This window comes from Streptomyces sp. NPDC007971 (assembly GCF_042958635.1).
GTDB lineage: Bacteria > Actinomycetota > Actinomycetes > Streptomycetales > Streptomycetaceae > Streptomyces.
Genome location: NZ_JBIBJK010000002.1, coordinates 486,105 through 511,467 on the forward strand (window position 1 = coordinate 486,105; position 25,363 = coordinate 511,467).

Annotated in this window: 19 protein-coding genes and 1 pseudogene; 16 read left to right on the plus strand and 4 right to left on the minus strand. The window is 70.6% G+C overall.

The annotated features are described in order from the left end of the window. Positions 1-61 precede the first annotated feature (61 nt). The 3 genes from ACFZCP_RS06045 (at position 62) to ACFZCP_RS06055 (ending at position 3,446) form a co-directional block, all read left to right on the plus strand. Positions 62-1,279 (plus strand): NaeI family type II restriction endonuclease, encoded by a 1,218-nt coding sequence (locus ACFZCP_RS06045; protein ID WP_391424444.1) that lies wholly within the window; start codon positions 62-64, stop codon positions 1,277-1,279. A 242-nt stretch (positions 1,280-1,521) separates the two neighbouring features. Then, a complete protein-coding gene (locus ACFZCP_RS06050) occupies positions 1,522-2,883 on the plus strand; it encodes a hypothetical protein (protein ID WP_391424446.1) in 1,362 nt (453 codons plus the stop codon). After that, entirely contained in the window at positions 2,883-3,446 is a 564-nt protein-coding gene (locus ACFZCP_RS06055; RefSeq protein ID WP_391424448.1) for an NUDIX domain-containing protein, read from the plus strand. The genes ACFZCP_RS06050 and ACFZCP_RS06055 overlap by 1 nt, the downstream gene beginning before the upstream one ends. A gap of 253 nt (positions 3,447-3,699) precedes the next feature. Here ACFZCP_RS06055 and ACFZCP_RS06060 read toward each other — a convergent pair whose 3' ends face one another. Continuing rightward, complete coding sequence (locus tag ACFZCP_RS06060) at positions 3,700-4,380, minus strand: HNH endonuclease (protein ID WP_391424451.1); 681 nt, start codon at positions 4,378-4,380, stop codon at positions 3,700-3,702. Between the two features lie 1,417 nt (positions 4,381-5,797). Between ACFZCP_RS06060 and ACFZCP_RS06065 the strand changes: the two genes are divergently transcribed. After that, positions 5,798-5,935, plus strand: a complete 138-nt coding sequence (locus ACFZCP_RS06065) for a hypothetical protein (protein ID WP_391424453.1) — start codon at positions 5,798-5,800, stop codon at positions 5,933-5,935. Here the strand turns inward: ACFZCP_RS06065 and ACFZCP_RS06070 are convergent. Continuing rightward, a complete protein-coding gene (locus tag ACFZCP_RS06070) occupies positions 5,919-7,127 on the minus strand; it encodes a hypothetical protein (RefSeq protein ID WP_391424456.1) in 1,209 nt (402 codons plus the stop codon). The genes ACFZCP_RS06065 and ACFZCP_RS06070 overlap by 17 nt on opposite strands. A gap of 339 nt (positions 7,128-7,466) precedes the next feature. Here ACFZCP_RS06070 and ACFZCP_RS06075 point away from each other — a divergent pair. Next, positions 7,467-7,682, plus strand: a pseudogene (locus ACFZCP_RS06075) (hypothetical protein); the annotation flags it as partial. A 278-nt stretch (positions 7,683-7,960) separates the two neighbouring features. Here ACFZCP_RS06075 and ACFZCP_RS06080 read toward each other — a convergent pair. Further along, positions 7,961-9,709, minus strand: coding sequence for a phospholipid carrier-dependent glycosyltransferase (locus tag ACFZCP_RS06080; RefSeq protein WP_391424458.1), 1,749 nt, complete (start codon positions 9,707-9,709; stop codon positions 7,961-7,963). Between the two features lie 279 nt (positions 9,710-9,988). On the opposite strand from ACFZCP_RS06080, the gene rsmI reads away from it, so the two are divergent. The 11 genes from rsmI (at position 9,989) to ACFZCP_RS06135 (ending at position 24,877) form a co-directional block, all read left to right on the plus strand. After that, positions 9,989-10,837, plus strand: coding sequence for a 16S rRNA (cytidine(1402)-2'-O)-methyltransferase (gene rsmI, locus ACFZCP_RS06085; protein ID WP_391424460.1), 849 nt, complete (start codon positions 9,989-9,991; stop codon positions 10,835-10,837). A 526-nt stretch (positions 10,838-11,363) separates the two neighbouring features. After that, on the plus strand, positions 11,364-11,789 hold the full coding sequence (locus tag ACFZCP_RS06090; protein ID WP_391424463.1) for a hypothetical protein: 426 nt from the start codon (positions 11,364-11,366) through the stop codon (positions 11,787-11,789). Between the two features lie 66 nt (positions 11,790-11,855). After that, positions 11,856-12,758: a TatD family hydrolase gene (locus ACFZCP_RS06095; protein ID WP_362680741.1), complete on the plus strand. Its 903-nt coding sequence runs from the start codon at positions 11,856-11,858 to the stop codon at positions 12,756-12,758. Between the two features lie 450 nt (positions 12,759-13,208). Continuing rightward, positions 13,209-14,687 carry a ubiquitin-like domain-containing protein gene (locus ACFZCP_RS06100; protein ID WP_391424723.1) on the plus strand — a complete coding sequence of 493 codons (1,479 nt, stop codon included), beginning with the start codon at positions 13,209-13,211 and terminating at the stop codon, positions 14,685-14,687. A gap of 221 nt (positions 14,688-14,908) precedes the next feature. Next, positions 14,909-15,778 (plus strand): 16S rRNA (adenine(1518)-N(6)/adenine(1519)-N(6))-dimethyltransferase RsmA, encoded by an 870-nt coding sequence (rsmA, locus tag ACFZCP_RS06105; protein WP_362680738.1) that lies wholly within the window; start codon positions 14,909-14,911, stop codon positions 15,776-15,778. Continuing rightward, positions 15,775-16,686: a 4-(cytidine 5'-diphospho)-2-C-methyl-D-erythritol kinase gene (locus ACFZCP_RS06110; protein WP_391424466.1), complete on the plus strand. Its 912-nt coding sequence runs from the start codon at positions 15,775-15,777 to the stop codon at positions 16,684-16,686. Before rsmA ends, ACFZCP_RS06110 begins: the two co-directional genes overlap by 4 nt. A 155-nt stretch (positions 16,687-16,841) precedes the next feature. Next, on the plus strand, positions 16,842-18,092 hold the full coding sequence (locus tag ACFZCP_RS06115; RefSeq protein WP_391424469.1) for an ankyrin repeat domain-containing protein: 1,251 nt from the start codon (positions 16,842-16,844) through the stop codon (positions 18,090-18,092). Positions 18,093-18,140: 48 nt separating this feature from the next. After that, positions 18,141-19,949 carry an ATP-binding cassette domain-containing protein gene (locus ACFZCP_RS06120; RefSeq protein WP_391424471.1) on the plus strand — a complete coding sequence of 603 codons (1,809 nt, stop codon included), beginning with the start codon at positions 18,141-18,143 and terminating at the stop codon, positions 19,947-19,949. Between the two features lie 238 nt (positions 19,950-20,187). Next, on the plus strand, positions 20,188-21,963 hold the full coding sequence (locus ACFZCP_RS06125) for a PQQ-binding-like beta-propeller repeat protein (protein WP_391424474.1): 1,776 nt from the start codon (positions 20,188-20,190) through the stop codon (positions 21,961-21,963). A 67-nt stretch (positions 21,964-22,030) separates the two neighbouring features. Beyond that, on the plus strand, positions 22,031-23,950 hold the full coding sequence (locus tag ACFZCP_RS06130; protein WP_391424476.1) for a PQQ-binding-like beta-propeller repeat protein: 1,920 nt from the start codon (positions 22,031-22,033) through the stop codon (positions 23,948-23,950). A gap of 234 nt (positions 23,951-24,184) precedes the next feature. Next, positions 24,185-24,877, plus strand: a complete 693-nt coding sequence (locus ACFZCP_RS06135) for a LuxR C-terminal-related transcriptional regulator (protein WP_362680719.1) — start codon at positions 24,185-24,187, stop codon at positions 24,875-24,877. A gap of 129 nt (positions 24,878-25,006) precedes the next feature. Here the strand turns inward: ACFZCP_RS06135 and ACFZCP_RS06140 are convergent, their stop codons facing one another. Then, entirely contained in the window at positions 25,007-25,345 is a 339-nt protein-coding gene (locus ACFZCP_RS06140) for a hypothetical protein (RefSeq protein WP_362680716.1), read from the minus strand. Positions 25,346-25,363 lie beyond the last annotated feature (18 nt).

Sequence of the window (25,363 nt, forward strand, 5' to 3'; positions counted from 1 at the left end):
CCGCGCCCGCTGAGGAGGGTTCGTCGAACCCGGCTGAGTGCCTGCTGCCAGACTTCAGCGCGTGACGATACAAGAGGGTCTGTGGTTGCCTGAGGATGCTGCTCAGGCTGGCATGCAGGATTCGCGCGCGTTGGCGGCGAAGCACTCGCGCCGCAATTCGTACCGCACTTGGGATCTCCCGACCGAGCCCATGAGCAGGGTGCCGCGTGAGTGGCGGATCCAGTCCGGTCTTACGCAACCCGTCCCCGATGACCTTGTCCCGTTCGTGGAGTGGTTCTACAGCCAGCCGGAGGCGCGAGAGCGCTTCCGATGGGCGCTCCGCGACTCCCTCGACGAGTTGCTCGATGGCCAGCGGACGGGGCGCTGGGCGTACCAGCACCTGACGAAGACCGAGAAGACGTATCTCGGCACGGCCGTCGAGGTGAACCTCACCAAGGAGTTCGCCATTGACAACGGCGCAGACCTCGACTGGTCCATCGCCGGCCTCGACATCGACTGCAAGTTCTCCAAGGATCTCGGTGGCTGGGAGATCCCGATGGAGATGTATCTGTGCGCCGACCACGGCGAGCGGAGTGGCCGTGCCGACCATGCTGCAGTCGTGACCTGGATAGACGACGACACGAGCCGGTGGGCCGCTGGCGTAGTACGGATCACCGATGAGCGCCTGCGTTGGAAGAGAGTGCTGGGTGCAAACGGTGACCTCGTCCGCGCATATAACCGAGACAACAAGCGCAAGCTCTCCGACGGCGCCAAGTCCGAGGTCTACTGGCTCTGGGGTGGGCTCCAGAGGGACCTGCCGACAAACCTGCTCCGCCACCTGGATCCCGAAACACGCGAGCGGATTCTCACTGCCCGACTGCCGCGCCGCCGATCCTCGTCGGGTCAGCAGCGGGTGAACCAGCTGTTCCGTGATGTGCAAGACCGACTCATTGGCCGCCAGACCATGTTGACCGTCGGCCAGCAGGACGACGCGCCGAAGCGTGCCCGCGACGCCCGGATAAAGCTGCGCCCGGAGGGCATTGTCGTGCTGGGTCACCAAGGATCACACCCACACGCCGCCCGTGCGGTTGGATTGCCGGAACCGACCAAGGGTGAGTGGATCTCCACCAGCCTCGTTCCTGTTTCATCTGACGATGACCGACCGAAGTTCTCACTGGACGGCCAGTTCTGGGCGCGTGCTTGCGGGGAGGAGCAGTTGCATCCCGTTCCAGCACCCGACCTACCTGATGGCCGCGAGAGCGATTGGGTGCACCGCTTCGGGTCCGGTTTCACTGCCTAGCTCGGCTCTGATCCCCCAGCAGCGAGTGACACACGGAAAGCCGCAGGTCACCGATGGCGGAAGCGGCCCGCTGTAAATCTATCGGCTCAGCCTTCCCGGGTTCGAGTCCCTCGAAGACTCGTGACTGCCGTGGGCGGCGTGGTCCTTCCACAGGCTCGCCAAGATCGAGCGCTCTCCGTTGTCCCGCCCGTCCACACATGCTGGACTGGCCCACGTACGAACACCACAGAAAGGGCTGGCACATGACCGCGGTCCTCAGCACCGGGTGGGACAGCGTACGGCAGCGGGCCAAGCTGAGCGCCCAAGCGCCCGGGGCCACCGCCCCGGTGGAGAGGCTGCCCCCCTCCGGGCGGGCAGAACTGCTCGGGCGGCTGCGCTGGGAAGTCATCCAGGGCGGATCCCTGTTCCTGACCTACCCCCAACTACTCGACGGCGCCGTCTTCGCTGTGCTGCGGCCCGCCGCACTCCTCGACGAGTTGGCGATCCGTGCGGTCGGCGGTGGCGCGGTACTCCCGATCCGGGTGAACTCCCGCAATGCAGACCTGGCCGGACAACTGGTCGCGATGCTCTCGACCGGTTTCCTCTTCTCCTCCCTCCCGATCCCCGACGAACAGTGCCTGCGGCTCCAGCGGGAGCTGGCTGTCCGCGCGGACGGCGAGGCCGCGGTCGCGGCCCTCGCCTCGGAGGGACCGGTCGGCATGGCGGACAGGTTACTAGCGGCGACAGGGGTCCTTGACGCTCCGCTACGGCGGCGCGCAGTCGCCCGGTGGGCTGACTGGCTGGACGCCGCCGGGCGTGGCCTGCTGGAGGTCAGCCCCCTGACACCGGCCGACTACGCAACCGCGTACGCGCTGCGTCCCCCGCCGCGCCCGGAGGAACTGGCCAGTGACCACGGCCAGTCGGTGCTCGCCGCCTGGACTGGCGGGGAGTTCGACGTGAACGGGCTACCCAGCCGTAGCCGCCTGTACGAGAGCCTTGACCCCCTGCTGCACTCCGGTGACCCGGCGGCACAAACGGACGCACGGACACTGCGCGAGTCCTTCGACGAGACGTACTACCGAGCCATCGCGGCGGGCGAAGGCTGCATGCTCGGGCTGGCCTCGCCGCGACGCGGCGTCCGGCGCCGGGAGGCAGCGACACTCGTGGAGCAGACACCGGTCGTGACCTACCCGACCCGGTTCGAACTGCGGCTCGGCCTGATGAGCGGTGAGCAATGGCAGAGTTACACGGATGAAGCAGCCGATGCCCTCGCCAAGTGGTGGCACCGGCAGGACCTCGCCGCACTGCAGGAGGTGGGCGACCTGCTCGCGGGCCGTACGAAAGAGCCACGGGCCGGTGATGTGGACGAGGTGCCGGTTACCCGACTCCAGAAATTCGCACACAGCGCGCGTGGCGCCACCGCTCAGATGGTCGCGGGCGGCGGAATGAGCCTGGCGACCAGCCTGCTCGGCCAGGGGACGCCCGGAGTGTTCGCCGCCGGCGCGGGCGGGGCGCTCGCGCCGGTCGTCGTCGCGGCCGTAGCAGCCGGGGTGACCCGTCTGACCGATTTCCGAGGCCGGTACGACGTGATAGAGCTTCCAGGGGTGCCGGGGAGGAGTGCCTGATGGACGCTGAGGCGCCACGCGCGCGCACCCACAAGGCCTACACCGATGCCGACGGCGGCCGATGGTGCGAGGTCTACATCGACATCTACCGCTTGCCCTCCGGCGGCGAGACCGTCCGGCACCGCGTACGCGTCGGCGGTGGCCGCACCGGAGTTGTGGTGCTGGCTCGACGAGGTGACGACATTCTGCTGGTCCGCCAGTGGCGACCGACGATCAGCCGGTGGGCCTGGGAACTTCCGCGCGGTTTCGGCGAGACCGACCCCGTCTCGGACGCGCTGCGCGAACTTGTCGAGGAAGCGGGGCTGGTCGGCTCCGCAGCCGCTGTGGTGGCGTACCTGGACGTCGACTCCGGCACGCTGGAGAGCGAGGTTGCCATCGTCGAGGTCTCGGTTCAGGGTGACGCACCACTGTGCCCTAGCCCGGGCGGCGACGGCGAGATTGCCGCAGCGCGCTGGTGGAGTCCGCACGAGATGGCACAGGCGATCCGTGCGGGAGAGCTGCGGGACGGCTTCACGCTTGCCGCACTCGGGGCATCCAGCGCGGCCCGAGGTTGGGCGGGGTAATGCTTTGCAGGTACGGCGCCCCCGGCACCGCCGCGGTCCTCGGCGCTCCGTGGACGAGGCGCGGACGGCGGACACGTATATCCCCGGGCGTGAGCAAGCTTCCGCAGGTCGCAGGAAGTGCGGGGACGCCAACGTGTGAGGTCTGTAAAGTTTCCGGGGGCCGTCAGCGTTGTACTTGCCCAAGTAGGGTCGCGGACGGCGCACGCTCGTCGTGCGCGTGCGCCGTCACAAGCCGGTGCCCGCGATCTTGGCACTACGACTCGTCCCTGGAGAAAGTGCGGTGGCGTTGGCGAGCGATGCGGAGCAGGGTGGTACGAAGCTGCCGGCGGTTACGGCCTCGGGTCTTAAGGGCATGACAGTTGGGGCAGAGCGCGATCATGGTTTCCGGGATGTCGTCGCCCCCGTTGCCGACTTCATTGACGTGGTCGACCTCAAGGATGGGTGCGCCGGCGTCCGTGAGCTCGGTGGGATGGCCAAGGCACCTGGGGTTCTCGCATGTACCGCCGCTACGAAGTAGCACGGCTTCGCGTGCGGCTGGTGAGCGGAAGTAGCGGTCGACCTCTGAGCGGCGCGACCTTTCGGAGCGGTTTGAGGCCGTGCGCCCCGCGGCCGCTGTTAGTTGGCGGTACCGGTCGCCGGCACTGAGCGTCTCTGCTTCTTCCGTCTCGTCGAAGGGCGTGTTCTGGGCGTGGTCGTGCACGTGGCCGTCGTCCTCGTTCAGCGCATCGATGATGTGCTGCGGCCAAGCGCCGCGTAGGGGGGAGGCCACCGGGGCGAGGACCCACGCATACTCGCGTCGTATCTGGCCGTCTTCGCCGCGGCCCCAGCGGCGGTGGCACTCCACGATCACGGCCCAGGTTTCGAACGCCCCCCGTCCCCTGTGGGGCTTGTGCCAGTAGCGCAGGGCGCGCTCTTCAGTCTGGTAGCGCTGCATGGACTTGTTGCCGCCACGCATCTGCTGGTCGCCGGAGAGCCCACGGGCAAGGAGGCCCCGCCTCACCATCTGTAGCGCGATGGCAGTTGATGATCAGAACCCATCAAGCCCAAAAGGCACAGCCGAACCAGCTGACACTGTGATTGGAGAGCAAACATCTCAAGCCAAGCGCGTGTGGATCACGTTGCCGCGCTTTGATCTTGGAGAGGTCGCCCCAATCGGCAACGGGATCGCTCCAACCTGCAGAAAAGATGCAGGTCGGCTGACCGGTTTCTAATCTCGTGTCCGTTTATTTTTGGCCAACTTCTGGTTCCTGCGGGGTGCCCCCAAGGAGCACCCACCAACCCCCGTTCGACCTGCGCGGAAATAGGGGCGAGCGCCCCGCGCACCCTACGGGGATTGGCCACTGCGACGAGGACCACTTCCCTGCACGGGCTATGGATGCAACGCTTCGTGATCGAATGGTTGACGCCAAGTAGCCGAGCCTAGACGGCTGCGAGTAGTGAACTCATCCGGCGGAACCATGCGAGCCGCGCACCCTAGTAACAGAAAGTGAGCGGCCTCCCGCGCTATCGGGAGGCCGCTCCAACACCCACCCCAGGCATTCGAGGAAAGAAGGTGTTGTCATGACCTTACGCCGTGGAGCCGCGCGCTCACAGAGGCGCCGTCTAAGGCCATCGATCTACGTGCCCATAGTCCTGTCGCTGGGAGTGATCCTGGCCGTGTGGGTCTTCCCGCACCTTGCGGCCCCTCTCAGCACAGCCGCCGCTGTTCTGGCAGCCTCCATCCCTGTACTCAGCAGTCGTCGGGGCTCCCAACAAGACCTGGCGACCATGCCCCCCAGGGCAGGCGACAGCGATACCTCCGACGCGGGAGAGCCCCTCTGACCGTGGGCGCTACAGCGGGGCTGGGGGAGGAGCGCAAGCCGCGCTTGTCCCCCACGCGGCCCCCAACGCGAGCGCAGCCTCGCCTTTTGCCTGGTCAGCGCCAGCCAAGCTAGCCCGCTGTAAATCTGCCAGCTTCGCCTTCCCAGGTTCGAATCCTGGCGCCGCCACACGGATGGAATCCCCTCCGACCAGGTTAATCACCTGGTCGGAGGGGGTTTCTCGTTGTCGGAGCCCCTTCGAGCCGCCGTGGACGAAGTGCGGCCGTGTCTCACCCCGTACCGCGCGTATCCCGACATCAGTCACTGCGTGTCCCCAGGTGTCGCCCGAGGGGCGGGCCAAGCTCACCCCACTCGTGCAGAGCATCCTCGATCCGCTCATTGGCGCGGTGCTGCGTCACCTTCGACCCGCACCTGCAAGCGAGCGGTCGAGATCCCCTTCAACCAGCTGTACACCCGCGGCTTGCTGGCACACGGCAGGGCGACGACCTCATCGGCCTGTGCCGCTCCGCGGGGCAACTACTCGTCCAGGAGATGTTCGACGTAGAGGCGCTGTGCCGGGCCGGGCAGGAAGCATGGCGCGGCATCGGGGACTCGTACTCCTGGGACCGCGGGAACAGTTCTCTCGCCCTGGCGATGTGGCTGAAGGGGCTGGTCAGTGCCGGGTCTTGATCTCGTCCAGCGCTTCTTCGACCGGGCCCGCCAAGACGTCGATCAGACCGTAGCGACTCCGTACCTCGCGGTTCGTCTGCTCGGAGAACGTACGGTTTTCCTCACCCCCCGGCGCGATGACCGGCGCCACGTCTACACCGTGTGCGCCAAAGCGCCAATAGGTAGTAACACGGCGCCTTTTTCTCGTATATTGATCGATCGCATTGTTTTCTTGCATGTCGGCTGTTTGGATGATGGTGTCGCTCTCTCTCTGGCCTCTCTTCACCCATTGGGGCACAGCAGCGCCCCGCCAGGAATAGCTAGGGTTTCCGAATTTGTCCATAACGAGCCGGTCTTTACGCGCCAGACTCAGGGTGGCGTAAAACGTCAGCTTGTCGAAATTCGTGTCTCTGGGAAGCTGAACAACGGTCCGCGTGAGCGACTCGTCGTTCGCCTCTACCCAGTTCCCGGGGGGCACCCATGGCTGCGCCGCCACCAGCTTGCCCGGCTGATAGACCTCCCTGCGGGTAAGCGGGTGCTTCTCCCGGTATCTAGCCCATTGCTCGGCGTCCTCTCGCCACTTCGCTCGGGCCAGGTCGCTCGGGCTCACCCTCACGTCCTCTCCCATGGCATGGAACTCGGCACCCAGCACGTAGAAGCTCATATCGCTGTGATTCACGAGCTTGATGTCGACCGGCACGGAAAACACCTTGCGGTCCGCACTGAGTACTGCCTTGCCAACGTTCAGCTGCACGAGAGGGGTGGCCTCGCGCCGGTACGGCTGGAAAATGTACTGGTAGCCAAAATTGGTGACCGCTACGAACGTGGAGGCAATGAGTGCCACAGCCACCCGCTTCGGAGTGGGGATCTCATCCAATCTTCGCCACACCAGGACGACAGTGGATAGCGAACTTGCGCTGAGCATAATGGACAGTACTTTGAAGCCGACTTTCTCGCCGTCATTCCATGTCTGTAACGCGAGCAAGACGTTCGTCAACAACGCCACGCCGGTACTGATCAGCGCGGCCACTCCAAAGTTGGAACTCGGCCCGCGGACCCAGCAGTCCACGACCGCAGCGACACCCACGACCATGATGAGAGCCGCCACCATGAGGGCCGCTCCGGTGACGCACCCCGCGAAAGTCAGAGCCTCCCTGAAGTCCTTGAAGCCGCACCAGCCCACGGGCAGCGCCGTCAGGAGCAGGACCAGCACAACCCATGCCATTTCCGCCCGCGAGCATGGGCATCTCCTCAGGCCTCTTCGCACCATCACGTACGAGCCAAAGCGGGCCCCTGGGTCGGGCCCTGAGGAAGTCGTCACATGATCACCTCCTGGCTACACACCGAAATCCGATCACCATGATCCGAGCGATCCACGCGATCACTACACATATTCCGCCGGGATCACTACACGCATTCCACCGGTCGGCCCACCCGTCCTGCGCCAAGCCGTAACAGCGATTGCGGCCTGGTGCGGGCAGCCTCCTGCTCTCATGGCCGCAGCTCGGTGTTCGCCGGAGGGATGAGCGCCCGGGAAGGCCGCTCGAGCGGGGTGTACGACGCCTACAGCTGCCGTACGGTCAGCCTCCAGTACCGCGCCAAGGGTGCCGACACTTTCAAGACGGTCAAGAAGGCCACCACCGGCCGCACCGGGGGACTGAAGGGCACGGTCACCGCCTCGGTCGATGGCTCCTACCGCTGGGTGTACTACGGCAACTCAACGACCGGCTTCGCCACCAGCGCGGCCGACCACGTCGACGTGCGCTGACGCCCTGCAGCGGCGGGTCCCGCGCAGCCCTCGGCCCCGGCCGGCGTGATCCTCGCTCGGTCGCGTAGCCCGCGTCCCGTCACGGCGGCCACCTCGGCGGCGGTCGCTGGGGTGCCTGTGGGGCAGATGGGGTCTGTAGATCCACCGCGTCGCCGCAATCGGGCCGCCCCCGGGCCGTCCCTGGGCCGTCCGAGAGGGACTGGCAACGGCCGCTGACGACCAAGGACACACAACGAGGGCACGGCTGCCAGCCGTGCCCTCGTTGTGTGTCCACGCAGCTAGACCCAGGTGTCCAGCCACATCCGCGAGCGCCACGAGTCGATCGGGATCGCCGTCCCCGTGTACAGGGGCCAGAAGTAGATGAAGTTCCAGGTGATGAGCAGGACCAGGACGCCCGCCGCCGATGCGCCGATCACGCGGCGGGTGTCGGACGAGCCCGGCGGGCCGACGATCGCGCCGATCAGCATCGCCACCGCCAGGCACAGGAACGGCAGGAAGACGACCGCGTAGAACAGGAAGATCGTCCGCTCCTGGTACATGAACCAGGGCAGGTACCCGGCCGCGATCCCGCAGGCGATGGCGCCGGCGCGCCAGTCGCGGCGCAGCAGCCACCGCCACAGCACGTACAGGATCGCGAAGCAGGCCGCCCACCACAGCAGCGGTGTGCCAATGGCCAGCACCTCCCGGGCGCACTTCTGTCCGGCGTCGGCCGGGCAGCCGTCGGCGCCGGGCGAGGGGGACTCGTAGAAGTACGACACCGGGCGGCCCAGCACGATCCAGCTCCACGGGTTGGACTGGTAGGTGTGCGGGGACGACAGGTGGACGTGGAAGTTGTAGACCTCGTGCTCGTAGTGCCACAGGCTGCGCAGCCAGTCCGGCAGGAACGTCCAGTTACCGCCCTTGCCGTCGGTCTCCGCCCAGTTGCGGAAGTAGCCGCCGTTGCCGTCCGTGGGGGACAGGATCCAGCCGATCCAGGACAGCAGGTAGACACCGATCGCCACCGGGACCGTCGCCAGGAAGGTGAGGCCGGTGTCGTACTTGAGGGCCGCCCGGTACGGGTGCCGGGCCCCGGCCGTCCTGCGGGCACCGACGTCCCACAACACCGCCATGACACAGAACGCGGCCAGGACGTACAGGCCGTTCCACTTCGTGCCGAAGGCCAGGCCCAGCATCAGTCCGGCAGCCCAGCGCCAGGGCCGCAGACCGAAGCGGAAGGTGTCGCCGACGTCCGCGTCCGGGCGGACCCGGCCGTCCGCGCCCGCGGGCAGCGCCACCGCCAGTCTCTGCCGCGACCGGTCCCGGTCGACGACCAGGCAGCCGAACGCCGCGACCACGAAGAACATCAGCACACCGTCGAGCAGCGAGGTCCGGCTCATCACGAAGTGCAGGCCGTCCACCGCCATCAGCGCGCCCGCCAGGCAGCCGAGGAACGTCGAGCGGAACATCCGGCGGCCGATCCGGCACAGCAGCAGGACGGAGAGGGTCCCGAGCAGCGCCGTCATGAACCGCCAGCCGAACGGGTCGAACCCGAACACCAGCTCGCCGAGGCCGATGACGTACTTGCCGACCGGCGGGTGCACGACATAGGCCGCGTCCGTCGGAATGGCGAGGTGCCCGTGGCTCTGCAGGACGAGGTCGTTGGCGTTCTTGTCCCAGTTGACCTCGTAGCCGCGGTGGACGAGCGCCCAGGCGTCCTTGGCGTAGTACGTCTCGTCGAATATCACCGCCCGCGGGCTGCCCAGGTTCCAGAACCGCATCACGCCCGCCATCAGCGTCACCAGCAGCGGACCGCCCCAGCCGGACCAGCGGGTGATCCGCTCCGCGAGGACCGGCGGGAGGCCCAGCACCTGCCACAGGCGCGGGCTCGGCTCGGCGTAGGGCGGCACCAGCCGGTCGCGTACGTCGCCCGAGGGGGCGTCCTGGGCGGGCGTGTACCCGAATCGTCGCAGCCGCTGCTGCCAGGACGGCCGCTGGTCGTGCGGCGCCTGGCCCTGCCGGAGGTCCGTGGAGGACGCGGTACTGGTCACCGCGCCATCGTAGGGAACCCGTCTGTGTGAGTCCCGTGCATGGGTGGTACCGGTTGGGGCGAGGTCGTTCCCGGCCGCCTCCTGCCTCGGGCCGGTGAGCCCTGCGGGAGGGGCCCGGCCGGGCCCTGCGCAGCGCCCCCCGAGAGCCGGGAGCGCCGCTCGGTCCCGTCCCCGAGAGCCGGGAGCGCCGCTCGGCCCCACCCCGCCCCCCCCGAGAGCCGGGAGCGCCGCCCCCGGGTGCCGGGAGGAGCTTTTCCGGGGTCCTGGGAGGATGGGGGCGTGACTGGAACCCTTGTCCTGGCAGGTACCCCCATCGGCGACATCGCGGACGCACCGCCCCGGCTGGCCGAGGAGCTGGCGGGCGCCGACCTCGTCGCCGCCGAGGACACCCGGCGGCTGCGCCGGCTCACCCAGGCGCTGGGCGTGACGCCCAGAGGCCGCGTCGTGTCGTACTTCGAGGGCAACGAGTCCGCCCGCACGCCCGAGCTGGTCGAGGAGCTGCTCGGCGGCGCGCGCGTGCTGCTGGTCACGGACGCGGGGATGCCGTCGGTCTCCGACCCCGGCTACCGGCTCGTCGCGGCCGCCGTGGAGAAGGACATCCGGGTCACCGCCGTCCCCGGGCCCTCCGCCGTGCTCACCGCCCTCGCCCTGTCCGGGCTGCCCGTCGACCGGTTCTGCTTCGAGGGCTTCCTGCCCCGCAAGGCCGGGGAGCGGCTGTCCCGGCTGCGCGAGGTCGCCGCCGAGCGGCGGACGCTCGTCTACTTCGAGGCCCCGCACCGGCTCGACGACACCCTCGCCGCCATGGCCGAGGTCTTCGGCGCGGACCGGCGGGCCGCCGTCTGCCGCGAGCTGACCAAGACGTACGAGGAGGTACGCCGCGGTCCGCTCGCCGAGCTGGCCCGGTGGGCCGCCGAGGGCGTCCGCGGGGAGATCACCGTGGTCGTGGAGGGCGCCCCCGAGGCTGGTCCCGAGGAACTGGACGCCGAGGAGCTGGTGCGGCGGGTGCGGGTCCGCGAGGAGGCGGGCGAGCGGCGCAAGGAGGCCATCGCCGCGGTGGCGGTGGAGGCCGGGCTGCCCAAGCGGGTCGTCTTCGACGCGGTGGTCGCGGCGAAGCGGGTCGGCGAGTAGGCCGGTTCGGGGGAGCGCCGCCGGGCTGTTTACTTCTGGTGGGGGAGCGCCGTCAGGTTTGTTCCCTTCAATGGGGGAGCGGCGTCGGGCTGGTTCCTTTCGGTGGGGGTGCCGTCGGGCTGGTTCCTTTCGGTGGGGCGGGCCCGTGTGTGGCTGGTTGCGCTCTTGCGGCGGAGCCCCGGATCGGCGCGGAACCGCGCTCCACATCGGGGGTGCCGCGCGCCCCCGGCCCGGGGGCCGCGCGCCTTGGGTGCCTGCCTTTATTTGCCCTCTGAGCAGGGCGCTTCTCCCATGAGCGCGCGCCCCATGCGAGGGCAAAAGGGGGGCGCGAAAAGCAAAGACCAGACCCCCTGCCAGGGGCTCCTTTGGCAAGCACCTTCCAAATCGCCTCCAACACTCGACAGGCCTGATGCATTCGGTCCCGTGGAGGCGTCCACTGGTCGAAGGGACGCACCCGTCCCTCGTCCCAGGGATTCCGGGGGGAATCCGTTCAGGGGCGCTTGTCCAGCGGACAAGAGGAGCTGGCATGAGTGAGATCGCAGGGCAGACCGGCCTCCGGGGTACGGCCACAGCCGTTGTTCACGAGTCGTATGCGTTCGCGTGCATGCGCTGCGGGCACGGCTGGGAGCAGTCGTACGAGATAGAGCACCACACGGACGCCGACGGTCACGAGTTCGTCCAGTACGTCGCCGAGGGCCGCATCGTGCCGTCCCCGCTGAGCCGGCCCGCGTGCCAGAACTGCGACGGCCACGTCGTGCGGATCATGCGCGCGGGGCAGGTCGCTTCGGTGCGCAGCGCGGCCCACCACCGTCACGAGGTGCCGCCGGCGGGACCGGTGGAGGTGCCCGTCGTGCCGGACGGGCCCGCCGCGGACGGCGGCGACGGCGGGACCGGGCGCCACCACTGGCACCTGTCCGATCTCCTGCACCCCTTCCACCGCAAGGCGAGCTGACCCCTCGCACGACGGGCGGTCCGGACGCCCGGCCGGCCCGTCGTGCCCCTTTCGTAGGATCGGGGCATGCCTTCGAACGCCGGGCGCGCCGCCCAGGACAAGAACGACAAGAGCGCCGCACCGCCGCTCCCGGCCCCTCTGCGGGTGCCCGTCGCCGACTCCCACACCCACCTCGACATGCAGTCCGCAACTGTCGAGGAAGGGCTCGCCAAGGCGGCGTCGGTGGGCGTGACGACGGTCGTCCAGGTCGGCTGCGACGTCAAGGGCTCGCAGTGGGCCGCCGAGACGGCCGCCGCGTACGAGAACGTCCACGCCGCCGTCGCCCTCCACCCCAACGAGGCCCCGCGCATCGTCCACGGCGACCCCGACGGCTGGTCCCGGCAGGGCGCCCGCGAGCCGGGCGGCGATGCCGCGCTGGACGAGGCCCTCGCCGAGATCGACCGGCTCGCCGCCCTGCCGCACGTCCGGGGCGTCGGTGAGACCGGCCTCGACCACTTCCGCACCGGCCCCGAGGGCAAGGCGGCCCAGGAGCGGTCCTTCCGCGCCCACATCGAGATGGCCAAACGGCACGGCAAGGCCCTCGTGATCCACGACCGCGACGCCCACGACGACGTCCTGCGCGTCCTGAAGGAGGAGGGCGCCCCCGAGCGCACCGTCTTCCACTGCTACTCCGGCGATGCCGAGATGGCCCGGATCTGCGCGCGCGAGGGATACTTCATGTCCTTCGCCGGCAACGTCACCTTCAAGAACGCCCAGAACCTGCGCGACGCCCTGGCCGTCGCCCCGCTGGAACTCGTCCTCGTGGAGACCGACGCGCCCTTCCTCACCCCGGCGCCGTACCGCGGACGGCCCAACGCCCCGTATCTCGTTCCGGTCACGGTGCGCGCGATGGCGGCCGTGCGCGGCATGGACGAGGATGCGCTGGCGACAGCCCTGGGCGCGAACACCGCCCGCGCTTTTGATTACTGAGAGTATTCGATTCGTCACCGAAGGGTAACGCTCGGCGAGGCTCCGAGCCCCTTGTGGCTACTTTGTGTAGTCGAGTCGCTTTGGAGAGTGACCGACCCTCCGCTAGGTTCTGGGCCCGATCCGGACCCCTCTGGCCCCCGGGAGTGTGTCGGCGTGAGCAACTCGCAGTACGAGCGGTACGAGGCATACGGCCCCTACAGCGCACCGGGCGGTGCGTACGACGGTGCACCGGGCGGTGCGTACGACAGCGCGCCCGGCGGTGCGTACGGCGGTGCGTACGACAGCGCGTACGACGGTGCGCCCGGCAGTGTGTACGACGGCGGTGCGTACGGCGGTGGGTGGCCCGGTCTGCACGACGCGGAGACGGTCGCGTACGGAGTGGCGCACGGCGTCGCCTACGGCATGACCTACGGGGTGATGTACGACGACACCTACCGTCCCGCGTACGAGATGCAGCCGCCCGCGCCGGCCCAGCTGCCGACGCGGACCCCGGGGTACGCACGGGTGAGGGAACCCGTGCTGCCACGACAGCACGGGAGCGCCTTCGAGGGCGACGGGGGCACGCTCGTCGACGAGGAGAGCCCCGTCCACGACGGCGGGAGCCCGCTCGCCGAGGGGACCCCGTTCGCCGAGGGGACCCTGCTCGCCGAGGGGACCCCGTTCGCCGAGGGGAACCCGTTCTACGAGGACGAGGGCCCGTTCCACGAGGACGAGGGCGGCGGCGCGTTCCCCGACGACGGGCGTGCGGCGGGTGAGGAGGCGCGCCGGCGTCGTGCCCGGGCCGGGGCGAGGCGGCGGGTCGCGCGCCGGCGCCGGGCACGCTCCGCCGAGCGCCCGGAGTCCGCGGTGCGCCGGCTGCTGCCGCAGGCGCTGGTCGTCGCGTTCCTCGCCGGCGGCACCACCGCCTTCGTCGCCGAGGACAAGACGATCGAGCTGAGCGTCGACGGCAGGCAGCGCACCCTGCACACCTTCGCGGACGACGCGTCGGAACTGCTGGCCGCGGAGGGCGTGCACGTCGGGGAGCACGACAGGATCGCGCCCGCCCCCGGCACGGCGCTCGCCAGCGGCGACCAGGTCGCGGTGCACTACGGGCGCCCCGTACGGCTCACGCTGGACGGCCAGCCGCGCGAGGTGTGGACCACGGCACGCACGGTGGACGGTGCGCTCAAGGAGCTGGGGGTCCGCGCGGAAGGCGCGTACCTGTCGGCCTCGCCCTCCCGGAACATCGGCCGCACCGGGCTCACGCTCGACGTACGCACCGAACGCGCCGTCACGATCATGGCGGACGGCCGCACCCGCACCATCCGCACCAACGCGGCCAGCGTCCGCGAGGCCGTCGAGGAGGCCGGCGTCACCCTGCACGAGCAGGACATCACCTCCGTACCGCTCACCAGCTTCCCGCGCGACGGGCAGACGGTGAGCGTGCTGCGGGTGACCGGCGTCACCGAGGTGCGCGAGCAGCTGATCCCGTTCGGGGTGGAGCGGACCGAGGACCCCACCCTCTTCAAGGGCACCGAGGTGATCGAACGGCTCGGCCGGCCCGGACTGCGGCGCATCACCTACCTCCTGCGCACTGTCAACGGTGTCCAGGAGAAGCCGCGCCAGGAGAACTCCGAGGTGGTGCGCAAGCCGGCCAAGCAGGTGGTCAAGGTGGGCACCAAGCCCCGGCCGAAGTCCGTGAAGGGCGCCGACCACCTCAACTGGCACGGCCTCGCCGCCTGCGAGTCCGGCGGCCGCCCGGGCGCCGTCGACCCCTCGGGGACCTACGGCGGGCTCTACCAGTTCGACGCGAGCACCTGGCACAGCCTCGGTGGCAGCGGACGGCCGCAGGACGCGACCTCGGAGGAGCAGACCTTCCGCGCGAAGAAGCTGTACGTGCGGCGCGGCACGAGCCCCTGGCCGGCCTGCGGGGCGCGACTGCACGGGTGAGCGGGGAGCCCGAGGCCGTCCAGCCGGGGCAACCGGGGGCGTGGCCCGGCTGCGGGTGCGTGGGGGGTTGGTCGCGCCCACGCGGCGGAGCCGCATGCCGTCACGGCCCCGCGCCCCTTCGGGTTCGGGGCCGCCCGGCCGAGGGCGGCCGTGCGGGCCCCCGCGAGCGGCCCCCGGGCACCCTGGCCGCCCCGGCATCCACACCCCCGTACCCTTGTCCCGTGAGCAGCCCCACCCCCGACGCCCTTCTCGGACCGGCCGACATCCGTGAACTCGCGGCAGCGCTCGGTGTCCGTCCCACCAAACAGCGCGGCCAGAACTTCGTGATCGACGCGAACACGGTCCGCCGTATCGTCCGCACCGCGGAGGTCCGCCCCGAGGACGTGGTCGTCGAGGTCGGCCCGGGACTCGGCTCCCTCACCCTCGCGCTGCTGGAGGTCGCCGACCGGGTCACCGCCGTCGAGATCGACGACGTGCTGGCCGCCGCGCTGCCCGCCACCGTCGCCGCCCGCATGCCGGAGCGCGCCGACCGGTTCGCGCTGGTGCACTCCGACGCCATGCACGTGACGGAGCTGCCCGGCCCCGCACCGACGGCCCTGGTGGCCAACCTGCCCTACAACGTGGCCGTACCGGTGCTGCTGCACATGCTCGACACCTTCCCGGGCATCGAGCGCACCCTCGTGATGGTCCAGTCCGAGGTCGCCGACCGGCTCGCCGCCGCGCCCGGCAACAAGGTGTACGGCGTGCCGTCCGTGAAGGCCAACTGGTACGCCGAGGTGAAGCGCGCCGGCGCCATCGGGCGCAACGTCTTCTGGCCCGCGCCGAACGTCGACAGCGGGCTGGTCTCGCTGGTCCGGCGGACCGAGCCGATCAGGACCACGGCCTCCAAGAAGGAGGTCTTCGCGGTCGTCGACGCGGCGTTCGCGCAGCGCCGCAAGACCCTGCGGGCGGCTCTCAGCGGCTGGGCCGGGTCCCCCGCGGCCGCCGAGGCGGCCCTGGTCGCGGCCGGCGTCTCGCCGCAGGCGCGCGGCGAGTCCCTGACGGTGGAGGAGTTCGCTCGCATCGCCGAGCACAAGGAGGCGGGCAAGTGAGCGTGACGGTCCGGGTGCCGGCGAAGGTCAACGTCCAGCTCGCGGTCGGCGCCGCCCGCCCCGACGGTTTCCACGACCTCGCCAACGTCTTCCTCGCCGTCGGCCTGTACGACGAGGTCACCGTCACCCCGGCGGACGAGCTGCGCATCACCTGCGAGGGGCCGGACGCCGACCAGGTCCCGCTGGACGGCACCAACCTCGCCGCACGCGCTGCCGTGGCCCTCGCCGCGCGCCGGGGCATCGAGCCGGCCGTGCACATCCACATCGCCAAGGACATCCCGGTCGCCGGCGGCATGGCCGGCGGCAGCGCGGACGGCGCGGGCGCGCTGCTCGCCTGCAACGCGCTGTGGAGCGCCGGCGCCTCCCGCGCCGAACTCCTCGCCATCTGCGCCGAACTGGGCAGCGACGTCCCCTTCAGCCTGGTCGGCGGCGCGGCCCTCGGCATCGGGCGCGGCGAGCAGCTGACCGCGCTGGAGACCGGCGGCACCTTCCACTGGGTGTTCGCGATGGCCGGACGCGGCCTGTCGACCCCGGCCGTCTTCCGCGAGTTCGACCGCCTCGCCGAGGGACGTGACATCCCCGGACCGGTCGCCTCGCAGAGCCTCCTCGACGCGCTCGCCGAGGGGGACGTCGACGCGCTCGCGGCCGCCGTCTCCAACGACCTGCAGCCCGCCGCGCTCTCCCTCTTCCCGGAGCTGGCCGACACGCTGGACGCGGGCCGCGGCGCCGGCGCCCTCGCCGCACTCGTCTCCGGCTCGGGTCCCACCACGGCCTTCCTCGCCCGCGACCCGGAGTCGGCCGCGAAGATCGCCGACGCCCTCGGCTCCTCCGGCACCTGCCGCACGGTACGCACGGCGACGGCGCCCGCACCGGGCGCCACGGTGACGGGCCTCCCCACCGGGCGGTAATCCGGCGGCCTCACCGGGTGGGTAATCCGGCTGCCCCACCGGGCGGCATCCGGGTGCCTCACCGGGCGGTAATTCGGCTGCCCCCGCCGAAGGGATCCCTCTAGGCTCGCCCGGCCGGTTCCGCGGGGGAGCGGCCGACGGCAAAAGGGGCACGCATGGGGGACGGGGGACGGCTCGTCGCAGCCGTACGGAGCGGGGACGCGGAGCAGGTCCGGGAGCTGCTGGACGCCGGGGCCGATCCGGACACGCTCGACGAGAGCACGGACCTGCCCGTGCTCTGCTCGGCGATCGCCGCGTACGACGAGCCGGTCGCCGAGGCTCTGGTGGAGTACAGGGCCGACGCGCTGCGGCGGCTGCCCGACGGCACCACCCCGTTGCTGCGGGCGGTGGAGAGCGGCTCGCTGTGGCTGATGTGGGCCGTGTTCCCCGAGGTGGCGCAGCGTCCCGGCCCGGCCCGCGAGGAACTGCTGGACCGGGCCCGCCACTGGGCACGGACCGATCCGGAAGCCGAGCTGCGGCGCAGGGCCGGCCTGCCGGGCCCCGTCGAGCGCACCAGGCTGGAGGACGAGACCGGCTGCTGGTACGAGAGGCTCACGCTCGGCGGGCAGACGCTGCACGACGGACACCTGGCGATCCTCACCTCCCTGGAGGCGAAGCTCCGGCTGCGCACGCCCTTCGGTGAACTCCTCGCGCGCGCCCGGGCCCATCCGGACCGGGATCACCAGACGTGGTCGGAGACGGTGCTGGCGCTGGGCAGGCGGCTGGACGACGAGACCTGGGCCGCGGCCGAGGACCTGAGCCGCGACCCCGACCCGCTGAACCGTCTCTTCGCCGCCGACGCGCTGCTCTCCCTGATCGTCGGTGACCCGGTGCGAGGGGACCAGCCGTTCCCGGACCGGGCCAAGGAGCTGGTCCCCTGGGCCGGACGGGAGCGGGACGTGGAGGTTCTCGATGTCCTGCTCAACGCGCTGACCTGGGCCGAAGACCTCGGGACCAAGGGGGTCGGCCTGCGCTGCGCCGCACATCCGGATCCCCGGATCCGTTCCTGGGCGCCGGAGCTGCTGGACGTCGACGAGGACCGGCTCAGCCCGCAGAGCCTGGCCGTCCTTCTTACCCTGGCGCGCGACCCGGACGCCGACGTGCGCGCCCGGACGTGCCACTGGCTCGAACACCACCGAGGTCCCGAGCCGGAGATCGGGGACGCGCTGCTGGAACTCACGCGCGACGAGCGGCAGCTCACCCGGATCCACGCCGTCGCCGGTCTGGCCCACCGCGACGACCCGCGCTGTGTGGAGGCCGAGGCACGCATCGGCCCCCTGGAGGCGGACCTCGGCGAGGTGGAGCCGCCGCTGCTGGCCGTCCGGTACTACCGGCGGCGCCAGGAGGAGCAGAAGAGCGAGGGCTGACCTCCGACTACCCTGGAGGGTCGATCCATCCCCCGGGGCAGGAGTGAAATGGCCGTCAACCTGGTCAATGTCGAGAACGTCAGCAAGGTGTACGGCACCCGTGCCCTGCTGGACGGCATCTCGCTCGGCGTGTCCGAGGGCGACCGCATCGGCGTGGTGGGTCGCAACGGCGACGGCAAGACCACCCTCATCCGGATGCTCGCCAAGCTGGAGGAGGCGGACACCGGACGCGTCACCCACTCCGGCGGGCTGCGCCTCGGCGTGCTCACCCAGCACGACTCCCTCGACCCCGCCGCGACCGTCCGCCACGAGGTCATCGGCGACATGGCCGACCACGAGTGGGCGGGCAACGCCAAGGTCCGCGACGTGCTGACCGGACTGTTCGGCGGGCTCGACCTGCCGGGCTTCCCCAAGGGCCTGGACACCGTCATCGGACCGCTGTCCGGCGGCGAGCGGCGCCGCATCGCGCTCGCCAAGCTGCTCATCGAGGAACAGGATCTCCTCGTCCTCGACGAGCCCACCAACCACCTCGACGTCGAGGGCATCGCCTGGCTCGCCCGGCACCTGCAGAACCGGCGCTCGGCGCTGGTGTGCGTGACCCACGACCGCTGGTTCCTCGACCAGGTCTGCACCCGCATGTGGGACGTGCAGCGCGGCGACGTGTTCGAGTACGAGGGCGGCTACTCCGACTACGTCTTCGCACGCGCGGAGCGCGAGCGGATCGCCGCCACCGAGGAGGCCAAGCGGCAGAACCTGATCCGCAAGGAGCTGGCCTGGCTGCGGCGCGGGGCGCCCGCCCGCACCTCCAAGCCGCGCTTCAGGGTCGAGGCCGCCAACGAGCTGATCGCGGACGTGCCCCCGCCCCGGGACACCAGCGAGCTGATGAAGTTCGCCTCCACCCGCCTCGGCAAGACGGTCTTCGACCTGGAGAACGTCACCGTGCAGGCCGGCCCCAAGGTGCTCCTCCAGCACGTCACCTGGCAGCTCGGCCCCGGCGACCGCATCGGCCTGGTCGGCGTCAACGGCGCCGGCAAGACCTCCCTGCTGCGGGCCATGGCGCAGGCGGCCCGCACCGAGGGCGAGGCGCAGCCGGCCGGCGGGCGCGTCGCCGTCGGCAAGACCGTCAAGCTCGCCTACCTCTCCCAGGAGGTCGCCGAACTCGACCCCGCCCTCAGGGTCCTGGAGGCCGTGCAGCAGGTCCGCGAGCGCGTCGACCTCGGCAAGGGGCGCGAGATGACCGCCGGTCAGCTGTGCGAGACCTTCGGCTTCAGCAAGGAGAAGCAGTGGACGCCGGTCGGCGACCTCTCGGGCGGCGAGCGCCGCCGCCTGCAGCTGCTGCGCCTGCTCATGGACGAGCCGAACGTCCTCTTCCTCGACGAGCCCACCAACGACCTCGACATCGACACCCTCACCCAGCTGGAGGACGTCCTCGACGGCTGGCCCGGCTCGATGATCGTCATCTCCCACGACCGGTTCTTCGTGGAGCGCACCACGGACCGGGTGTTCGCCCTCCTCGGTGACGGCGCCCTGCGCATGCTGCCGCGCGGCATCGACGAGTACCTGGAGCGGCGGCAGCGGATGGAGGAGGCGGTCGCCGCACAGACGGCCGCCGCTGCGCCCAGGGCCGCCTCGCCGGAGAAGAGCGCCGCCGACCAGCGCGCCGCCAAGAAGGAACTCCAGAAGATCGAGCGCCAGTTGGACAAGATCTCCGAGAAGGAGTCCAGGCTGCACGCCCAGATCGCCGAGAACGCCACGGACTTCGGGAAGGTCGCCGAACTCGACGGCCAGCTGCGGGACCTGGCCGGTGAGCGTGAGGAACTGGAGCTGCGCTGGCTGGAACTGGCGGAGGACGCATAGGGGGCGCGAACCGGCCGGGCCATGCTGTTGCGTGCGCCGCGTGAAGGGGGCGTGAAGGCGCATAACGGCGGCGTCACAGGCGGGTCCTCCCTTGGGAACAGCGGCACCCTGGCGCCCGTGCACTGTCGGTGCCGGGTGATAGAAAGAGCCGTCTGAGAACTGTCTGAGTACGACCTTGGGTCCGTGAGCGAACCTCGGGGCGTGGCTAAAAATCAGTGAACGAGGGGGAAGAGCGCTGATGACTCAGCCGCCCAACCAGCCGCCGCAGGGTGGCTTCGGAGCACCACAGGACCAGCCACCGCACGGCGGCGGATTCGGCGCCCCGCAGTCGCCGCCTCCGCCGCCGGCCCAGCCGCCGCAGGCACCGGCTCAGCCCCCGCAGCCCCAGCCCGGCTACGGTTACCCGTCCCAGCCCGGCCCCTACGCCCAGCCGGGCCCGTACGGCCAGCCCGCGCAGCCCGGCCCGTACGCGCCGCAGGCCGGCCCGTACGCCGCGCAGCCCGGCTACGGCCACCCGCAGCAGCCGCAGTACCCGGGCCAGCCGCAGTACCCGGGCGCGCCCGGCACCCCGCCCGCCGGCCCGCCGGCGTCCAAGGGCCGGACCGCGCTGATCATCGGCGCGGCGGCGGCCGCGCTCCTCGTCATCGGCGGCACCGTCTACGCGGTCACGAGCGACGGCGGTGGCGGCAAGAAGAAGCCGGTCGCCGAGAAGAGCGACGACGGCAAGCAGTCCTCCTCCGGCGAGCCTGCCGACCCCGGCAACGGCAAGGGCAACGGCGGTGCCGACCCGGAGAACCTCAACGACGGCCGCAAGCCCGGCGAGGCGAAGGTGCTCTGGTACAAGTCGGCACCCGACGCCCCGGGTTCCGGCGCGGACGCACCCGGCATGTGGATCACCGGTACGACGGCGGTCAAGGCTGCGTACAAGCAGGTCTTCGCCTACACCGTGGGCAACGGCAACGCCGCCTGGGACCCGATCGCCTTCCCGCAGAAGATCTGCGCGGTCACCCCGCAGAAGACGGCCGACGACAAGATCGTCGTGGCGTACATGAACGGCGTCAGCAGCCGTGCCAAGTGCAACCAGCTCCAGCAGATCGACCTGGACACCGGCAAGAAGGGCTGGAGCGGCGAGGTCGCCGACGGCGGCCTGTTCGACAGCGCGATCAGCATCGAACTGACCGTCAGCGGCAAGACGCTGATGGTGGGCCGCTCGGAGTCGGGCACGGCGTACGACATCGACAGCGGCCGCAAGCTGTACGACAAGGAGAAGTACGGCTCGGCCTGCTTCCCGGCCGGGTTCGCGGGCGGCTCCGGCCGGCTGGTCCAGGTGGCCTCCTGCGGCGCGGGCGGCAGCAACGCGCACGACGAGCTCCAGGAACTCGACCCGGCCACCGGCAAGGTCAAGTGGACGCAGCCGGTCAAGAAGGGCTGGCAGGTCTCGCGGGTGTACTCCCTCGACCCGCTCGTGGTCTATCTGACCAACCAGGACAAGAAGGCCTGGAACATCTCCACCTTCACCAAGGCCGGCAAGTTCCGCTCCGAGGTCAAGGTGGACGAGAAGTTCGCCCCGCGCTGCGACCTGTCGTTCCTCGCGCGCGACCTGCAGGGCTGCCAGGGCGTCGCCGCCGACGCCGACACGCTCTACCTGCCCACGAGCGCGACGACCGGCGCCAACCAGATCGTCGCCATCAGCCTCGCCAACGGCAAGGCGAAGTGGCGCGTCAAGTCGCCGGCGGACGAGTCGATGTTCCCGATCAGGACCGAGGGCGGCAAGCTCATCGCCTATGTGCAGCCGTCGTACGACACCGGCGGCCAGATCGTGTCCGTCCCGGTCACCGGCGGCTCGCACGGGACGACCAAGCTGCTGCAGAACCCTTCGGGCAGCGCGGAGATCGAGAACAGCTTCTTCCAGGGCGCCATCGACTGGGCCGGCGGGCGCTTCTACATCTCCTCCACCCGGCTGACCGGCAGCGACTCCTCGAAGGAGAAGCTGATGATGGCCTTCGGCAAGTGAGCCACGGCCCGTTCTCCGTCCCCCTTCCGCCGTCCGGCCCCGAGCGTTTCACCGAGGTACCTCCGTCATGACCCAGCCGCCCCCTCCGCCGCCGAACCAGCCGCCCAACCAGCCCCCGCAGCAGGGTGGTTTCGGCCCGCCCCAGGACCAGCCGCCCACGGCCCCGGCGATGCCGCCGGCCCCCACCGGCCCACCGGCACCCCAGCCCCCCACCGGCCCGCCGGCATCCCCGACCCCGCCCGGTCTGCAGAAGGGCGGCCCCCAGCCCGGCTACGGCTACCCCCAGCAGCCCCCGGCGCCCCAGCAGCCCCAGCCCGGCTACGGGCACCCGCAGCCCCAGTCCGGTTACGGGCACCCGCCGCAGGCCCCCCAGCCGCCGCAGCCCGCCTACGGCTACCCCCAGGCCCCGCAGCAGCCGCAGCCCGGCTACGGCTATCCGGGCGCGCAGCAGAACCCGTACGGCCAGCCCGGCGCGCCGACCAGCCCGTACGGCCAGCCGGGGTACGGCCACCCGGGCGCGCCCACCGCGCCGATGCAGATGCAGCCCGCGCCGACGGGCGGCGGCCGCAACAACGCCACGGTGGCCATCGTCGTCTCGGCGCTCGTCGTGATCGCCCTGATCGTCGCCGGCGGTGTCTGGTACGCCAAGTCCTCCGGCGGCGACGACAAGAAGCACGACACCGCGAGCTCCGGCGGCGGCACGGGCGGCAAGGACGGCTCCGGCGGGACGACCGGCGGCAAGGAGAAGGTGCCCTCGGACCCCGCCGCCAAGGTCCTCTTCCAGGTCCCGATGCCGACGACGAGCGACACCGTCGTCACCACCGGCTCCTGGCTGACCGACAAGGTGTACGCCAAGAGCGGCGTCGCCGAGGTCGTCGGCTACGACCCCGCCAAGGGCACCAAGCTGTGGACGCTCAAGCTGCCCGGCCCGGTGTGCGCGGCCACCAAGCACGTCACCGCCGACAACAAGACGGCGATCGCCTTCCAGCCGAAGATGCCCGCGAAGAACAGCACCGCGGGATGCAGCCAGATCGCGGCCATCGACCTCGACCGGGGCGCCCGGCTGTGGACCAGGACGGTCAAGAACGGTGACTCCCCGATATTTTTGGACAACGTGACGGTCGCCCAGCACACGGTCGCGGTCGGCAGCAGCGACGGCGGCGCGGCGTTCGACATCGACTCCGGCAAGGTGCTGTGGCAGCCCAAGCCGGGCGACACCTGCTACGACGACGGGTACGGCGGCGGCACCAAGCTGGTCGCGGTGCGCAAGTGCGGCAGCTACGACAACCGCCAGCTGCACATCCAGAACATCGACCCGGTCTCCGGGAAGGTGATCTCCGAGTACAAGATGGACCCGGGCATCGAGTACGCCGCCGTCGTCTCCACCGACCCGCTGGTGGTGGCCGCCCGGGTGGGAGACAGCGGCGGCGGTGACGACGGCTTGGACTACTTCTCCATCGACAACAAGACCGGCAAGCTGCTCAGCCACATCTCCGCGCCCGGCGACACCTACGGCGGCCGCTGCGACGGCATCACCCGTGTCGAGGACTGCAAGGAGATCGTCGCCGGCAACGGCAAGCTGTACGTGCCGACGGTGGAGCACGACGGCACCGGGCAGTACAGCAAGACCAACGAGATCATCGCCTTCGACCTGAACACCGGCAAGGAGACCGGCCAGAAGGCCGACGCCGGCGACGGCTACACGATCTACCCGCTGCGCATGGACGGCGGCAACCTGCTCGCCTACAAGCACCCGCCGTACGACAAGGGCGGCCAGGTCGTCAGCATCGACGGAGGCTCCTTCAAGGCGACCAAGCTGCTGGAGAACCCGGCCGCGCAGGACGCACGGCAGGCGGAGAGCACGATGCTGCCGGACTACGCGGAGTTCCTGTACGGGGACGGCCGGCTGTACATGTCGTCGGTGTTCGCGCACAAGGCGTCCTACGGCAAGGAGTACCTGCTGCTCGCCTTCGGCGCGGGCGCCTGACCGTACGCCTCCCGGCGCTTCCGGGCGCCGGGCCCCATACGAGGGATTACCAGGGGAGTGCCCCGGATTTCATCGATCCGGGGCACTTCTCCTGCGTAGGGGCAGCGCGACGTCGAACAAGCGTGTAGCTTCCGGGGGCATATGGAGGGCGGGGTGCCGGGGGGCCCTCTGTCCTTGTGGTCCCGTGGGCGTCCATAGTGGGGCATCCATGGGGGGGACTGGGGGGTTGCTCTAATGGGAGTGCGGCTCATGGTCGTCGACGACCACCGGCTGCTCGCGGAGGCGCTGGCGTCGGCGCTGAAGCTGCGCGGGCACCGGGTGCTGGCTGCGGCTGCGCCGGCCGCGGGCGCGGCGGATCTGGTGATCGCGCGGGCGCCGGAGGTGTGCCTGCTGGGCACGGCGGCCCCGGCCGAACCGGGGACCTTCGATCCGGTGGTGAAGATCAAGCGGGAGCGGCCGCAGGTCGCGGTGCTGGTGCTGGGCCCGGTGCCGTCCCCGCGGGGCATCGCCGCCGCCTTCGCCTCCGGTGCGTCGGGGTACGTACGGCACGACGAGCGGATCGAGGGCGTCGAGCGGGCCATCATGAAGGCCAGGGCGGGGGAGGCGGCGGTGGCGCCTCAGCTGCTCCAGGGCGCCTTCGGTGAGCTGCTCAACCCGGCGGCCCAGCCCGACGACGAGGGGCAGCGGCTCTTGCAGATGCTGACGCCGCGGGAGGTGGAGGTGCTGGTCCGGGTCGCCGACGGCGAGGACACCCGGCTGATCGCGGCCGGCATGGGCATCGCGCCGAGCACCGCGCGTACGCATGTGCAGCGGGTGCTGATGAAACTCGGCGTGGGCTCCCGGCTGGAGGCGGCGGCCCTGGCCGCGCGGACGGGCCTGCTGGACCGGGCGGGGCCGCTGCCGGACTCGTCGGGGCCGGAGCTGTAGGCGACTTTGCGCCCCTGAGGGCGCGGGGCCGTATCGATGTGCGGCTTCGCCGCGTGGGCGCGATCGGCCACGGCGGCCCCGCGACCGGGGACTGCCTGCAGTACCACGGTGCTGCGACCGGTCCCCGGGTTACTCCTTCTCCTCCGGCAGCCCCTCCTGAGGAACCGGCGGCGGTGTGGGCCGCAGCTTGAGCCAGGCCAGGAAGAAGATGCCCAGCAGCAGCATGCCGATGCCGGTCCACAGGTTGATGTTGACGCCCTCGGCCTTGTCGATGGCGGCCTGGGAGTCGGTGATGCCGGTGATCGTGACGATGACGCCGTAGAGCACGAACAGTCCGCCGATGATGCGGCGCAGGTCGAAGATGCGGGCCGCCGTCGCGGACTTGGTCTCCAGGTCGGAGACCTCCCGCTGGACGTCCGCCTCCGAGTAGTGGAAGTGCTCGTGGGGGCGGTCGGGGTTTTCGGTCATGGTTTCCTCATCCTCCCG

Coding starts and splice junctions, on each gene's coding strand:
- ACFZCP_RS06115 (WP_391424469.1), top strand. CDS start 16,842: ATGGGGGACGGGGGACGGCTCGTCGCAGCCGTACGGAGCGGGGACGCG.
- ACFZCP_RS06065 (WP_391424453.1), top strand. CDS start 5,798: ATGTTCGACGTAGAGGCGCTGTGCCGGGCCGGGCAGGAAGCATGGCGC.
- ACFZCP_RS06095 (WP_362680741.1), top strand. CDS start 11,856: ATGCCTTCGAACGCCGGGCGCGCCGCCCAGGACAAGAACGACAAGAGC.
- ACFZCP_RS06090 (WP_391424463.1), top strand. CDS start 11,364: ATGAGTGAGATCGCAGGGCAGACCGGCCTCCGGGGTACGGCCACAGCC.
- ACFZCP_RS06125 (WP_391424474.1), top strand. CDS start 20,188: ATGACTCAGCCGCCCAACCAGCCGCCGCAGGGTGGCTTCGGAGCACCA.
- ACFZCP_RS06135 (WP_362680719.1), top strand. CDS start 24,185: ATGGGAGTGCGGCTCATGGTCGTCGACGACCACCGGCTGCTCGCGGAG.
- ACFZCP_RS06060 (WP_391424451.1), bottom strand. CDS start 4,380: ATGCAGCGCTACCAGACTGAAGAGCGCGCCCTGCGCTACTGGCACAAG.
- ACFZCP_RS06120 (WP_391424471.1), top strand. CDS start 18,141: ATGGCCGTCAACCTGGTCAATGTCGAGAACGTCAGCAAGGTGTACGGC.
- ACFZCP_RS06055 (WP_391424448.1), top strand. CDS start 2,883: ATGGACGCTGAGGCGCCACGCGCGCGCACCCACAAGGCCTACACCGAT.
- ACFZCP_RS06100 (WP_391424723.1), top strand. CDS start 13,209: ATGCAGCCGCCCGCGCCGGCCCAGCTGCCGACGCGGACCCCGGGGTAC.
- ACFZCP_RS06140 (WP_362680716.1), bottom strand. CDS start 25,345: ATGACCGAAAACCCCGACCGCCCCCACGAGCACTTCCACTACTCGGAG.
- ACFZCP_RS06130 (WP_391424476.1), top strand. CDS start 22,031: ATGACCCAGCCGCCCCCTCCGCCGCCGAACCAGCCGCCCAACCAGCCC.
- ACFZCP_RS06050 (WP_391424446.1), top strand. CDS start 1,522: ATGACCGCGGTCCTCAGCACCGGGTGGGACAGCGTACGGCAGCGGGCC.